Source organism: Mycolicibacterium brumae (genome assembly GCF_025215495.1).
In the GTDB taxonomy this organism is placed as follows: domain Bacteria; phylum Actinomycetota; class Actinomycetes; order Mycobacteriales; family Mycobacteriaceae; genus Mycobacterium; species Mycobacterium brumae.
Genome location: NZ_CP104302.1, coordinates 3,662,342 through 3,676,367, shown reverse-complemented (window position 1 = coordinate 3,676,367; position 14,026 = coordinate 3,662,342). Strand labels below are relative to the sequence as shown.

The following is a 14,026-nucleotide window of genomic DNA, read 5'->3' as shown; positions in this document are numbered from 1 at the left end:
TAGTTGCGTCCCGTAGTAGTCGGACGCAGGAGGTGTTCGGTTCCCGGCGGGCAAAAGCCCCGAGGCCGGTCTGGGAGAAACGCCGCTCGTTGGCTCGCCGGAGTTAGCTGCGACACATTCCTCGGGGAACTTTTCCGGCGATCGGCGCGACCAACAGGCAATGTCGGGCGCCCTCGCGTCGGGTGGCGCGCCGGAGCTCTCGACAGTTAGCTTATGCAATGCTAACTTCCGGACATTGACTGAGATTTGACGAACTGAAAGGGTTGGTGGGACGCGGGTGGCCGCGCCCGCACGGGTAGTCATGACAAACGGCAGTGAGCTCGGAACGACGCAGGTGAAGTCGCCTCCCGGGCAGATGGCGGTGGACGCCGACGTTGTGAGCAGGTTCGCCACCTGCTGCCGGGCGCTCGGCCTGACGGTCTACGACCGCCGCCGCCCGGCCGATTTGACCGCCGCTCGAGCCGGTTTCGCCGCGCTGACCCGCGTCGCGTACGACCAGTGCGACGCCTGGGTCGGACTGGCCGCTGCCGGCGACACCTCCACGGCGGTGCTCGAGGCCGCGTCGCGCACCTCGGCGACCTCCGCAGTGCTGTCTCGCAAGGTTGAATTGGCCCCCCGCGCGCTGGCCTTCCACTACGAGACCGGGCTGTACCTCAAACTCGTCGCCGCCACTCCGGACGATTTCCAGCTGGCCTATGCTGCCGCGCTGGCCGGACAGGGCCGGCTCGCCGACGCCGACGCCGTCGTCGGCGAGGTGCTGCGCCGTCGGCCCGATTGGCCGGACGCCCGCTGGGTCTCGGCGGCCATCCACTATCGCGCCCAGCGCTGGGCCGACGTGGTCCGGCTGCTGACCCCCGTCGTCAACGCCGAAGGCATCGACGCGTCGTTCGCGCATGCCTCCCGGATGGCGCTGGGCGCCGCGCTGGCCCGCTTGGGCATGTTCGCCCCCGCCCTGTCGCACCTGGAGGAGACCGCCGGCCCGGTGCCGGTGGCCGCGGTCGACGGCGCGCTGGCCAAGGGCCTCGCGCTGCGCGGACACGGCCAGGACGACGAGGCCGCCGAGGTGCTGCAGGACCTCTACGCGGCCAACCCGGAGAACGCAGAGGTCGAGGCCGCGCTCTCGGACCCCACCTACGGCATCGTCACCACCACCGGCGCGCGCATCGACGCCCGCACCGACCCGTGGGATCCGGCCACCGAGCCCACCGAAGCCGACTTCGTCGACCCCGGCGCGCACGAGCGCAAGGCCGCTCTGTTGGCCGAGGCCGAGCAGGAACTCAACCAGTTCATCGGCCTGGAAGAAGTGAAACTCCAGGTCGCGCGGCTGAAGAGCTCCGTCGCGATGGGCCTGCTGCGCCAGGAGCGCGGCCTGGCCGTCGCCCAGCGCACCAACCACCTGGTGTTCGCCGGCCCGCCCGGAACCGGTAAGACCACCATCGCCCGCGTGGTCGCCAAGATCTACTGCGGCCTCGGACTGCTCAAGCGGGAAAACGTGCGCGAGGTCCACCGCGCCGACCTGATCGGCCAGCACATCGGTGAGACCGAGGCCAAGACCAACGCGATCATCGACAGCGCGCTGGACGGCGTGCTGTTCCTCGACGAGGCGTACGCGCTGGTCGCCACCGGCGCCAAGAACGACTTCGGCCTGGTCGCCATCGACACGCTGCTAGCCCGGATGGAGAACGACCGCGATCGGCTGGTCGTCATCATCGCCGGCTACCGCGCCGACCTGGACCGGTTCCTGGACACCAACGAGGGTCTGCGGTCGCGTTTCACCCGCAGCATCGACTTCCCGTCGTACAACCCCGCCGAACTGGCCGAGATCGCCGGGGCGATGGCCGCCCAGCGCGACAGCGTGTTCGAGCAGGCCGCCCTCGACGATCTGGAGCGGCTGTTCGCGCACCTGGCCGCGTCCAGTTCCCCGGACACCGCCGGCATCCAGCGCCGCAGCCTCGACATCGCCGGCAACGGCCGTTTCGTCCGCAACGTGGTGGAGCGCTCCGAGGAGGAGCGCGAGTACCGACTGGACCACTCCGAGCTGGCCGGCACCCTCGACTTCACCGATGAGGCACTGATGACCATCACCGCCGCCGACGTGCGCGCAGCCGTCGAACCGCTGCTGGCCGGGCTCGGCCTGGCCGTGCCGGCTGGAGGCAAGCCGTGAGCGAGAACCAGCCCGAGGACGACCGGCGCGGATTCGCGTCCCGGACCCCGGACAACACCAACCCGGACAAGGTGGTCTACCGCCGCGGGTTCGTCACCAAGCACCAGGTCACCGGCTGGCGGTTCGTCATGCGCCGGCTGGCCTCCGGCGTCGCGCTGCACGACACCCGGATGCTGGTCGACCCGCTGCGCAGCCAATCCCGCGCCGTCGTCACCGGCGTGCTGGCCGTCGTCGCCGGCCTGATCGGCTGCTTTATTTTCTCCCTGATCCGTCCCGGCGGCGTCGCCGGCAACGACATCGTGCTCGCCGACCGGGCCAGCTCGGCGCTGTACGTTCGGGTCAACGACCAACTGCACCCGGTGCTCAACCTGACCTCGGCGCGGCTGATCGCCGGTAAGCCGGTGGACCCGAAGAACGTCAACGCCAAGGAACTCGACAAGTTCAACCGCGGGCCGATGATCGGCATCCCGGGGGCCCCGGAGCGGATGGTGCAGAACACCGACCGCAACGCCTACTGGGCCGCCTGTGACGGCGTCGGCAACGCCGGCTCCGGCTCGGGCGTCAGCGTGATCGCCGGCCCGCTGGACAGCGACGGCGAACGCGCCAAGCCGCTCGGCCGCGACGCCGCCGTGCTGGTCGCCAACGGCTCCGGAACCTGGGTGCTCTGGGACGGCCGCCGCAGCGCGATCGACCTGAACGACCGCGCTGTCACCTCCGCGCTGGGCTGGGGCGTCGACGCCCCGACCCCGCGCACCGTCGCCGTCGGCCTGTTCAACACCGTCCCCGAGGGCGCCCCGCTGCGGGCCCCGGCGATCCCGCGCTCCGGCGACGCGCCGGACTTCCCGATGCCCGGCGGCGCCCCGATCGGCTCGGTGGTGGTGTCCTTCAGCGCGGACAACACCATGAACCACTACGCGGTGCTGCCCGACGGCCTGGCCCCGGTCTCCGGCGTGCTGGCCGGCATCCTGCGCAACACCGACTCGCACGGCTTCGCCCAACCCCCGCGGCTGGGCGCCGACGAGATCGCGAAGCTGCCGGTGTCGCGGATGCTGGACAACGGCGCCTACCCGCAGAACCCGCTGACCCTGGTGTCGGTCGCCGACTCGCCGATCACCTGCGCCTCCTGGGCCAAACCGGACGGCGCGGCGAGCGCCTCGCTGGCGCTGCTATCCGGCTCGCTGCTGCCGGTGGCCAACCCGTCGGCGGCGGTGCCGCTGATCCCGGCCGGCTCCAGCGCCAGCCGCGCGGCCATCACCCCCGGCTACGGCTACCTGGTCCGCACCGTCGGCAACGAGCCGACCGCCCCGGCCACCGGCTCGCTGTTCTGGGTGTCCGACACCGGCATCCGGTACGGCATCGAGGCCGCCAATTCCGAGGACGCCGTGAAGACCGCCGCCGCGCTGGGCCTGGTCGAAGCGCCGGTTCCGGCCCCGTGGTCGGTGCTGTCGCTGCTTCCGGCCGGCCCCGCACTGTCACCCGCCGACGCGCTGGTCGCGTCGACCTTCACCGAGAACAGGGCTTCGTCATGAGTCGGTTGATCTTCGAGAGCCGCCGCCGGCTGCCCCGCCCGGCCGCCCGCAAGGGCGCGATCCTCATCGAGTCGCCGCCGGAACTGCAGCGGGTGGTGCCGCCGTCGTTGCTGCGCCGGGTGCTGCCGTACCTGATCGTCGCCCTGATCATCGGCATGGTCGTCGCGCTGTTCGCCACCGGCATGCGGGTGCTCAGCCCGCAGGTGCTGTTCTTCCCCTTCGTGCTGCTGCTGGCCGCCACCGCGCTCTACCGCGGCAACGACGGCAAGATGCGCACCGAGGAAGTCGACATGGAGCGCGCCGACTACCTGCGCTACCTGTCGGTGGTCCGGGACAACATCCGCGCCCAGGCCGCCGAACAGCGCAAGGGCCTGCTGTGGTCGCACCCGGACCCGGCCGATCTGGCGACCTACGCCGGCACCCGCCGGCAGTGGGAACGCGACCCGCGCGATTCGGACTACCTGGTGCTGCGCACCGGCCTGGCCGACGTCCCGCTGGACACCCCGCTGAAGGTCAAGGACACCGCCGACGAACTCGACCTGGAGCCGGTGTCGCACAGCGCGCTGCGGGCCCTGCTCGACGTGCAGCGCACCCTGCCGGACGCCCCCACCGGGCTCGGCCTGAGCCGCATCTCCCGGATCACCGTCGCCGGTGACGCGGGAGAAGCCCGCGCCGCGGTCCGCGCCTGGGTCGCCCAGGCGGTCACCTGGCACGACCCGACCGTGCTCGGGATCGCGCTGGCCAGCCCGCGACTGGAGTCTCCGGACTGGTCCTGGCTGAAATGGGTTGCCCACGTGGACATCCCGGGCGCGGTCGACGGCCTCGGCCCGGCCCGCTACCTGAGCCCCAGCACCGACCGGCTGATCGCCGCGATCGGCCCGTCGCTGGCCGACCGCCCGCTGTTCGACGGCGGCGACGACCACGGCCTGCGGCACCTGATCGTCATCGTCGACGACCCGGGCTACGACCTGAGCACCTCGGTGCTCTCCGAACCGCTGGCCGGGGTGACCGTCATCCAGGTCGCCGGCGACATCACCCCGAGCCGGGACGCCTACCCCGACCCGCAGCGACCGATCCTGCGCGTCTCCCGCGGCCGGGTGGACCGCTGGCAGGCCAGCGGCTGGGAGACCGAGGTCGACCGCGCCGACACGCTGTCCGCGCCGGACGCCAACCACCTGGGCCGCGCGCTGGCCCGCTGGGACTCCAACCCCACCCACACCGGGCTGCGCTCGGCGGCCACCAACGGCGCGTCGTTCACCACGCTGATGGAGATCCCGGACGCCACCTCGCTGGACGTGCCGACGCTGTGGTCGCCGCGCACCCGCGAAGAGGAACTGCGCGTGCCGATCGGCGTCACCGCCACCGGCGAGCCGATGTACTTCGACCTCAAGGACGAGGCCGAGGGCGGCATGGGCCCGCACGGCCTGATGATCGGCATGACCGGCTCGGGCAAATCCCAGACCTTGATGTCGATCCTGTTGTCGCTGTTGACAACCCATTCCGCCGAACGGCTGATCGTCATCTATGCCGATTTCAAGGGCGAAGCGGGCGCGGACATCTTCCGCAACTTCCCGCAGGTCGTCGCGGTCATCTCCAACATGACCGAGAAGCGATCGCTGGCCGACCGCTTCGCCGACACGCTGCGCGGGGAGGTCGCGCGCCGGGAGAACCTGCTCAAGGAGGCCGGCCGGGCCATCCAGGGCAGCGCGTTCAACTCGGTCGCCGAGTACGAGGCGGCCATGGAGACCGAGGCCGCCGCCGGATACAACTACCCGCCGCTGCCGACGCTGCTGGTGGTCGCCGACGAGTTCACCCTGATGCTCGCCGACCATCCCGAGTACGCCGAACTGTTCGATTACGTTGCGCGCAAGGGTCGTTCGTTCCGGATCCACCTGCTGTTCGCGTCGCAGACCCTGGACGTCGGCAGGATCAAGGACATCGACAAGAACACCTCGTACCGGATCGGTCTGAAGGTGGCCAGCCCGTCGATCTCCCGGCAGATCATCGGCGTCGAGGACGCGTACCACATCGAGTCCGGCAAGAACCACAAGGGCGAAGGCTTCCTGGTGCCGGCGCCGGGCGCGGCCCCGATCAAGTTCCGGGCCACCTACGTCGACGGCATCTACGAGCCGCCGCGCGCCGCGAAAACCATTGTGGTGCCGTCCACTCCGCAGCCGCGGCAGTTCAGCGCGGGCGCGGTGGACCCCGATCAGGACATCATCGAACTGGTCGCCGCCGAGGACGACTACGACACCGCGCCGCCGCGCAAGCTGATCGCCACCATCGGCGACCAGTTGGCCTCCTACGGCCCGAAGGCCCCGGAGCTGTGGCTGCCCCCGCTGGACTCCTCGATCCCGCTGACCACGGTGCTGTCGAACGCGGCCGTGCCCGCGCATTCGCGGCGCTGGCCGCTCGGCGAGATCGACAAGCCGTTCGAGATGCGTCGGGACCCGCTGGTCTTCAACGCCGCGTCCAGCGCCGGCAACCTGCTGATCCACGGCGGCCCCAAGTCCGGTAAATCGACTGCGCTGCAGACGTTCATGCTGTCGGCCGCCGCGCTGCACGCACCCGGCGAGGTCAGCTTCTACTGCCTGGACTACGGCGGCGGCAAGCTCGCCGCGATGTCCTCGCTGGCGCATGTCGGCAGCGTCGCCTCGCCGCTGGAGCCGGAGCGGATCCGGCGCACCTTCGGCGAACTGGAGGCCCTGCTGGCCGCCCGTCAGCGCTCCGGCGCGACCGGCGACTCCGCGGTCTGGGCCGACGGCTACGGCGATGTGTTCCTCATCATCGACAACCTGTACGCCTTCTCCCGCGACAACTCCGATATGTTCAACACCCGGAACCCGTTGCTGGCCAAGGTGACCGAGCTGGCGAACTCCGGCCTGGCCTACGGCATCCACGTCGTGGTGACCACGCCGAACTGGCTGGAGGTGCCGCTGGCCATGCGCGACGGCCTGGGCTCCCGGCTGGAGCTGCGGCTGGCCGACACCCGGGACTCCAACGTCCGGGTGGTCGGTGCGATCCGCCGGCCGGCCGAATCGGTGCCGATCGACCAGCCGGGCCGCGGCCTCACCATGGCCGCCGAGCACTTCCTGTTCGCCAAGCCGCAGCTGGAACTGATCGCCGAGATCAACGCCGGCTACCCGGGGCGGCGCGCCCCGGCGGTGCGGCTGCTGCCGGCCGACCTGGCGCCCTCGGCGGTGGCCCCGCTGTTCATCCCGCCGGAGCGGGTGGTCATCGGCCAGCGCGAAGAGGACCTGAACCCGGTCGCGCTGGACTTCGCCGAGAACCCGCTGGTGATGGTGTTCGGCGACGTCCGATCCGGCAAGACCACGCTGCTGCGGCATGTGATCAGCACGGTCCGCGACAACGCGGCGTCGAACTCGGTGTGCTTCACCGTGATCGACCGCCGGCTGCACCTGGTCGACGAACCGCTGTTCCCGGACAACGAGTACACCGCCAACATCGACCGGGTCACCCCGGCGATGCTGGGCCTGGCCGCGCTGATCGAACGCCGCCGGCCGCCGGCCGGGCTGACACCGGCCGAACTGGCCTCCTGGTCCTACCGAGGCGGCGAAGACGACCGCACCCACTACCTGATCATCGACGACGTCGACGCCATCCCGGACAGCCCCGCGCTGTCGGGCCCGTTCGTGGGCCAGCGGCCGTGGACGCCGCTGGTGGGGCTGCTCGCCGAAGCCGCCGATCTGGGGCTGCGGGTGATCGTCACCGCGCGGGCCACCGGCTCCGGGCACCTGCTGATGACCAGCCCGCTGCTGCGCCGCCTCAACGACCTGCAGGCGACCACCCTGATGCTGTCCGGCAACCCGGTGGACGCAGGCAAGATCCGCGGCCACAAGTTCGCCAAGATGCCGGCCGGCCGCGCCATGCTGCTCGACCACGCCGACGCGCCGACGCATCTGCAGCTGGTGAACCCGATGTTCGGCATGGGCGCCGACAGCGGAAGCCATACCCGTAGTTCAAGAAATATCGATGAGAGAGGGGAGTTCCCGTCATGACACTCCATGTGATCCCCGAAGGCCTGGCCGCTGCCGGCGCCGCCGTGGAATCTCTGACCGCCCGGTTGGCCGCGGCCCACGCCGCCGCCGCCCCGGCGATCACCGCCGTGCTGCCGCCGGGCTCCGACCCGGTGTCGCTGCAGACCGCCGCCGGTTTCAGCGCGCACGGCAACCAGCACAATGCGGTGGCCGCCCAGGGCGTCACCGAGCTGGGCCGCGCCGGTATGGGCGTCGCCGACTCCGGCGCGTCGTATGCCACCGGCGACGCAGCTATCGCTTCCACCTACGGCGTCTGATGGCCGCCCCGGTCTGGATGGCGTTTCCCCCCGAGGTCCATTCGGCGCAGCTTTTCGGCGGCCCGGGACCCGGGGCGATGCTGGCGTCCTCGGCCGCCTGGACCGGGCTGGGCGTCGAATACACCACGGCGGCAGCCGAACTCACCTCGATCCTGGCGGCGGTGAACACCGGCGCCTGGCAGGGGCCAAGCGCGGAGATGTATGTCGCCGCGCACACGCCGTACCTGGCGTGGCTGGAGCAACAGGCCGTCAACGCCGCGACCAGCGCGGCGGCGCAGCAGACCACCGCCGCCGCGTACACCACGGCGCTGGCGACCATGCCGACGCTGCCGGAGCTGGCGCTCAACCACGTGATCCACGGGGTGCTGGTGGCCACCAACTTCCTGGGCATCAACACCATCCCGATCGCAGTCAATGAGGCCGACTACGTCCGGATGTGGGTGCAGGCCGCCACCACCATGGGCGCCTACGACGCGGTGTCCACCGCGGCGATGATGCCGGCCACCCAGCCCAGTCAGCCGGCGCCGATGATCATGGCGGCCGATAGCGGGATGGTGGCCAAGGCGGCCCTCGAACCCGGGCAGACCACCCACCTGACCCCGAGCTGGTGGAGCCAGAACCCGATCATCAAGGCACTTGCGGACTACCTGCGGAACACCGTCGGGGAGTTCGGCGGCAACCAACTCGCCTACCTGATCCAGTACCCGCTGGACGCCATCCAGTGGCTCGCCACGAATCCGTCCGCGGCACTGCCCTTCCTGCTCCTGGCCGGCTACCAGGCGTTCTTCCAGCCGGTCGGCTGGGGCACCTGGATCGGCATTTTCACCTCGCCGCTGTGGTTGCCCATGCTGGGCGCGATCGCGCTCGGTGTGATCGGCGGCGTGCTGTCCCAGCTGAACCTCGGACCGGACTTCAACCCGGTCGACGTGCCGGCCGAGGACACCGGAACCCAGCAGCAGCAGTACCCGGTGGCGCCGGGCACCCCGCTGCCGGGCCCGGCCGGGGTCGGGGCGCCCGCCACGCCGGCGCCCGCCACCGCCACCCCCGCCCCGGCGCCCGCCCCCGCGGTCGCCGCCGGCGCCCCGGCGCTGGCGTATGCGGTCCGGATGGATCCCGAGGAAGGCGTCGGCCCGACACTGCGCGACCACGACAGCGTCAAGGCGCCGTCGGAGACCATCGCCGCGCCGGCCTCGGCCGCCGCGCTGGCGGCCGCCGCCGCGGCCAAGCGCAAGGCGCGCCGGGCCCGCGGCGCCGCGATCAAGGACCGCGGACGCAAGTACGAGTACGCGGACCTGGAGGCCGACGAGATGCCCGACGCGGCAGCCGCCGCGGCCGAGGAGCAGCGGCTCCGGGACGCCCGCGCCGCCGCCAACGCCGCCCAGGCCTCCCGCCAGGGCGCCGGTCAGGTGGGCGCCTCCGGCGCGTTCGCCGGCGCCACGTCGACCGCCGACACCGAAGCCGCCGCGGGACTGACCGCGCTGCCCGACGACGAGTACGGCAACGGGGCCAAGATGCCCCTGCTGCCCGGCAACTGGTCGGACCTGCCGGCGGGACAGGAAGGAGAGACTCCACCTGAAACGCAACGCTGAGCCCTCGGTTCGAGGGCGCCACCGACCGGATAGCCCCGGTCACCAGAACCCAACCCGCACAACACGATTGGAGATCACCCGATGAGTTTCCTGGACGCACACATCCCGCAGCTGGTCGCTTCGGAGGCCAACTTCGGCGCCAAGACCGCCCTGATGCGGTCCACCATCTCCGCGGCCGAGCAGTCCGCGGTCTCGGCGCAGGCCTTCCACCAGGGCGAGGCCTCGGCCGCCTTCCAGGCCGCGCACGCCCGCTTCATGGAGGCCGCCACCAAGGTCAACGTGCTGCTGGACCTGGCCCAGGCCAACCTCGGCGAGGCCGGCGCCACCTACGTCGCGCAGGATGCCGCCAACGCCGGCGCCTACGGCACCGCCGTCTAGCCGACCCGAACCCCTAGAGAGGAACACGCCTGATGAGCAACATCATGTACAACTACCCGGCCATGCTGGGCACCTCGTCGGAGATGAGCGGATACTCCGGCGCGCTGGCCGGCGTCGGCGCCGACATCGCCGCCGAGCAGGCCGCGCTGCACGCGTCCTGGCAGGGCGACAGCGGTATGACCTACCAGGCCTGGCAGGCCCAGTGGAACACCGCGATGGACGAGCTGGTCCGCGCCTACCGCGCGATGGCCGGCACCCACGAGACGAACACCATGTCGATGCTGGCGCGGGACCAGGCGCAGGGCGCCAAGTGGGGCTGAGTCGGCGTGGGGACCGCTAACGCCGTCGAACTGACGGTTGAGGCGGCCTGGCACATCGCCGACGAGGTGGGGGCCGGCGCCTATCCCTGGGTGCTGGCCATCACCCCGCCCTACCGCGACGAGGGGGAGAAACCCGCTTTCGCGCAGCGGCAGCGCGCGCAACTGCGCCGACTGAACGTGATCGGGGAAAGCGGGCGGATCAACCCCGACGTCACGCGATGGGTGTCGGCGGTGTGCTTCCCGGACCGATGGCTGGAACTGCGGTTCGTCGGCCCCAGCGGGGAGCCCGACGATCTGCTGCGCGGCGTGGTCGCCCAGCGGGACGGGAACGTGGTGGTCGCCCTGCGCAGCGGCCGGCTGATCACGCTGACCGCGATGGACATCACCGACCCGTCCGGACTGGTGCCGATCGTCACCGCCGGCCTGTCCGGCAAGGCGCCAGCCCGGTTCCCGGAGTTCGTGCTGCCGGCCCGGGCGGGCGCGGTCGCCGACGAGCAACTGCGCCGCGGTTCCCCGGTCGTCGAGGTGCTGACCCAGCTCGGCATCCCGCGCGGGGCCCGCGACGTCGTCGCCGCGGTGTACGAGGGCAAGCGCAGCTACGTCGAGATCGTCGCCGGCAGCCGGCGCGACGGGACCCAGGCCACCTCCGAGGTGGGCCTGGGCATCGTCGACGCGGCGCCGGGGCGGATCCTGGTCAGCCCGCAGCGCGCCAGCGACGGCGAATGGGTCTCCACCTTCACCCCCGGAACCCCGTTCGCCATCGCCTGCGCGATCGACAACCTGGCGGCCACGCTGCCGAACGGGCGCTGGTTCGAAACCAGCCGCCTGACCCGAGACTTCGCGGTCTAGACCGCACCACCTGAAAACTCCAACAAGCACCAGCAGAGAGAAGACCACGCATGACACAGGCCCTGGACAACCCGGCGTCGCCGGCGCCGGTGCTGCCCATCGTCCGAGTCGCGATCCTGGCCGAACGCCGGATCGTGGAGATCGCGCTGCCCACCGAGGCGCCGCTGCGGGAGATCATGCCCGCGGTGCTGCGGCTGGTGGCCGCCGATCCGGAGTCCGGCGAGGACGCGGCCGAGCCCGACGAGACCTCCCGCCGGATGAGCCTGGCGCCGATCGGCGGCGCGGCCTACAGCCTGGACGCCAGCCTGGACACCGTCGGCGTGGTCGACGGCGATCTGCTCGCGCTGGTCCCGGTGTCGACCGGCCCGGCCGCCCCCGGCGTGGTGGAGGACATCGCCGACGCGGCGGTCATCTTCTCCGCCTCCCGCCGCCGCGGCTGGGGCCTGACCGACATCCGCCGGCTGGCCCGCGCCGCGGCCATCGTGCTGCTGCTGGCCGCCACCGGCGTCGCCGTCGCGCACCGGCTGACCGCCGACAACGCCCTCGGGCTGTACGCGGTCAGCGCGCTGGCCGCCGTCGCCGTGATCGCCGCGCTGGCGCTGCGCGGCAAGGCCGACGAACTCGCGATCGCCGCCGTCGTGCCGATCGCGGCCGCCTTCATGCTGGCCGTGCCCGGATCCTTCGGGGCGCCGCAGGTGCTGCTGGGCGCCGCGGGCGTCACCGCCTGGGCGCTGGTCAACGTGTTCCTGTCCACCCGCTGGACCGGATTCTTCACCGCCGCGACCGTGATCGGCGGCGGGCTGACCGTCGCCGCCGCGGTGTCCGCGCTGTGGCCGAGCTTGACGCTGGCCTCCCTCGGCGCCGGACTGATCGTCATCGGACTGCTGGTCACCGTGCAGGCCGCCGGCCTGTCCGCGATGTGGGCGCGGCTGCCGCTGCCGGTCATCCCCGCCCCGGGTGACCCGATCCCGTCGGCGCCGGCCCGCTCGGTGCTCGCCGACCTGCCGCGCCGGGTCCGGCGCGCCGACGCCCACCAGACCGGCTTCATCGCCGCCGGTGTGCTGCTGGGCGTGCTCGGCTCGCTGGCCGTGCTGCTGCCGGTCACCGGGCAGCCCGCCGCCGGCGGCTGGTCGGTCTACCTGGTCGTCGCCATCTCGCTGGGTTCGGTGCTGCGCGCCCGGGTCTGGGACACCGCCGCCTGCAAGGCGTGGCTGCTGAGCCAGCCGTACCTGCTGGGCGTCGCGCTGCTGGCCGCGTTCGTCGCCGGTGGCCGCTACGTCCCGGCGCGGTGGGTGCTCGGCGTGCTCGCGCTCGCCACCCTGGTGTGGGTGGTCGTGGCCGCCAACCCGAAGCTGGCCGAGCCGGAGAGCTACTCGCTGCCGGCCCGCCGCGTCACCGGTTTCCTGGCGTCCGCCCTGGACGCCTCCATCATCCCGGTGGTCGCCTACCTGGTCGGCATCTTCGCCTGGGTGCTGAATCGATGATTGACCGCGTGCTTCGCCCGGCCGCGGCGGTGTGCGCCGTGGTCGGCGTGCTCGCCGCGACCGCCCCGCCGGCCGGGGCCATCACCCCGCCGACGGTGGACGCCGACGCGTCGCCGCCGTCGGGCAGCACCGGCGGCGTGCCGATGTCGCAGCGCGGCGAGTGCGTCACCACCGGACTGCTGGGCGGCGACAGCGCCACCCCGGTCTCCCCGTCGCAGCAGGCGCTGAACCTCACCGGCGCGTGGGAGTTCTCCCGCGGACAGGGCCAGAAGGTGGCGGTCATCGACACCGGCGTGCAACCGGGTCCGCTGCTGCCCGACGTCGACGGCGGCGGGGACTTCCTGGGCTCCGGCGACGGCCTGACCGACTGCGACGGCCACGGCACCCTGGTCGCCGGAATCATCGCCGGCCAGCCCGCTCCCGGCGGCTTCTCCGGGGTCGCGCCGGAGGCCACCCTGGTGTCCATCCGCCAGACCTCGGCCCGGTTCACCCCGACCGACAACGGCGGCGACCCGGCCGCCGAACGCGCCCGCGCCGACATCGCGTCGCTGGCCCAGTCCATCGTGCGGGCCGCCGACTCCGGCGCCCAGGTGATGAACATTTCTGTCACCACCTGCCTGCCGGCCGACAACACCTTCGACCAGTCCGCGCTGGGCGCGGCGCTGCGGTACGCCGCCGAGGACCGCGACGTGGTGATCGTCGCTGCCGCGGGCAACACCAACGGCGTCAGCTCCGGAACCGGAATGATCGGCCAGTGCGAGTCCAATCCCCTTGGCGGACTGGCGAATCGCAACGACCCGCGGGACTGGTCCGGGGTCAGCGCGGTGTCCGTGCCGTCCTGGTGGCAGCCCTATGTGCTCAGCGTCGGATCGCTGGCGCTCGACGGATCCCCGTCGTCGTTCAGCATGGCCGGACCGTGGGTGGGCATCGCCGCGCCCGGTGAATCCATCGTGTCGGTGTCCAACGCCCCCGACGGCGGGCTGGCCGACGGCACGCCCAATGACAAGGGCAAGCTGACCGCGCTGTCCGGCACCAGCTACGCCACCGCCTACGTGTCCGGAATCGCCGCGCTGGTCCGCAGCCGTTTCCCGGATCTGAACGCCAAACAGGTCATCGAACGGCTCACCGCCACCGCGCACAATGGCGCACGGGACCCGTCGAACCTCGTCGGCGCCGGAACCGTCGACCCGGTCGCTGCCCTGACCTGGGAACTGCCGACCGCCGCGCGCGGCCCGCAGACCGAGAACATCGCCGCGCCGGTCCCCGAGCCGGCGCCGAACCACACCCCGCGCAATATCGCCTTCGCGGTCACCGGGCTGCTGGCCTGCGCGGTCATCGCCGCCGGTTTCATCGCCCGCCGTCGCACGGGCGCCAATGGAGAGGAATCCGTCTCGTGAG

General features: G+C 72.0%; 10 protein-coding genes. All 10 read left to right on the top strand.

The features are described from left to right. The first annotated feature begins 355 nt into the window (after nt 1–355). The 10 genes from eccA to mycP all read left to right on the top strand — a co-directional run bounded on the left by eccA (nt 356) and on the right by mycP (nt 14,025). Nucleotides 356–2,164: a type VII secretion AAA-ATPase EccA gene (gene eccA / locus L2Z93_RS17940; protein ID WP_370745823.1), complete on the top strand. Its 1,809-nt coding sequence runs from the start codon at nt 356–358 to the stop codon at nt 2,162–2,164. Further along, nucleotides 2,161–3,693, top strand: a complete 1,533-nt coding sequence (gene eccB, locus L2Z93_RS17935; RefSeq protein ID WP_090588777.1) for a type VII secretion protein EccB — start codon at nt 2,161–2,163, stop codon at nt 3,691–3,693. The genes eccA and eccB overlap by 4 nt, the downstream gene beginning before the upstream one ends. After that, on the top strand, nt 3,690–7,712 hold the full coding sequence (eccCa, locus tag L2Z93_RS17930; RefSeq protein ID WP_090588776.1) for a type VII secretion protein EccCa: 4,023 nt from the start codon (nt 3,690–3,692) through the stop codon (nt 7,710–7,712). Before eccB ends, eccCa begins: the two co-directional genes overlap by 4 nt. Further along, a complete protein-coding gene (locus L2Z93_RS17925; protein ID WP_090588775.1) occupies nt 7,709–8,008 on the top strand; it encodes a PE family protein in 300 nt (99 codons plus the stop codon). The genes eccCa and L2Z93_RS17925 overlap by 4 nt, the downstream gene beginning before the upstream one ends. Beyond that, nucleotides 8,008–9,597, top strand: a complete 1,590-nt coding sequence (locus L2Z93_RS17920; RefSeq protein ID WP_260575466.1) for a PPE domain-containing protein — start codon at nt 8,008–8,010, stop codon at nt 9,595–9,597. Before L2Z93_RS17925 ends, L2Z93_RS17920 begins: the two co-directional genes overlap by 1 nt. A gap of 81 nt (nt 9,598–9,678) precedes the next feature. Then, the gene (locus tag L2Z93_RS17915; RefSeq protein ID WP_090588772.1) at nt 9,679–9,975 is read left to right on the top strand and encodes a WXG100 family type VII secretion target; all 297 of its coding nucleotides are present in this window, start codon (nt 9,679–9,681) and stop codon (nt 9,973–9,975) included. A 32-nt stretch (nt 9,976–10,007) separates the two neighbouring features. Further along, nucleotides 10,008–10,295, top strand: a complete 288-nt coding sequence (locus L2Z93_RS17910; protein ID WP_090588771.1) for a WXG100 family type VII secretion target — start codon at nt 10,008–10,010, stop codon at nt 10,293–10,295. Nucleotides 10,296–10,301: 6 nt separating this feature from the next. Next, on the top strand, nt 10,302–11,144 hold the full coding sequence (locus tag L2Z93_RS17905; protein WP_090588770.1) for an ESX secretion-associated protein EspG: 843 nt from the start codon (nt 10,302–10,304) through the stop codon (nt 11,142–11,144). Nucleotides 11,145–11,194: 50 nt separating this feature from the next. After that, nucleotides 11,195–12,628 (top strand): type VII secretion integral membrane protein EccD, encoded by a 1,434-nt coding sequence (eccD, locus tag L2Z93_RS17900; RefSeq protein WP_090588769.1) that lies wholly within the window; start codon nt 11,195–11,197, stop codon nt 12,626–12,628. Next, nucleotides 12,625–14,025 carry a type VII secretion-associated serine protease mycosin gene (mycP, locus tag L2Z93_RS17895; RefSeq protein ID WP_090588768.1) on the top strand — a complete coding sequence of 467 codons (1,401 nt, stop codon included), beginning with the start codon at nt 12,625–12,627 and terminating at the stop codon, nt 14,023–14,025. The genes eccD and mycP overlap by 4 nt, the downstream gene beginning before the upstream one ends. The last annotated feature ends 1 nt before the right edge of the window (nt 14,026 follow it).

Coding starts and splice junctions, on each gene's coding strand:
- mycP (WP_090588768.1), top strand. CDS start 12,625: ATGATTGACCGCGTGCTTCGCCCGGCCGCGGCGGTGTGCGCCGTGGTC.
- eccD (WP_090588769.1), top strand. CDS start 11,195: ATGACACAGGCCCTGGACAACCCGGCGTCGCCGGCGCCGGTGCTGCCC.
- L2Z93_RS17920 (WP_260575466.1), top strand. CDS start 8,008: ATGGCCGCCCCGGTCTGGATGGCGTTTCCCCCCGAGGTCCATTCGGCG.
- L2Z93_RS17915 (WP_090588772.1), top strand. CDS start 9,679: ATGAGTTTCCTGGACGCACACATCCCGCAGCTGGTCGCTTCGGAGGCC.
- eccCa (WP_090588776.1), top strand. CDS start 3,690: ATGAGTCGGTTGATCTTCGAGAGCCGCCGCCGGCTGCCCCGCCCGGCC.
- L2Z93_RS17910 (WP_090588771.1), top strand. CDS start 10,008: ATGAGCAACATCATGTACAACTACCCGGCCATGCTGGGCACCTCGTCG.
- L2Z93_RS17925 (WP_090588775.1), top strand. CDS start 7,709: ATGACACTCCATGTGATCCCCGAAGGCCTGGCCGCTGCCGGCGCCGCC.
- eccA (WP_370745823.1), top strand. CDS start 356: ATGGCGGTGGACGCCGACGTTGTGAGCAGGTTCGCCACCTGCTGCCGG.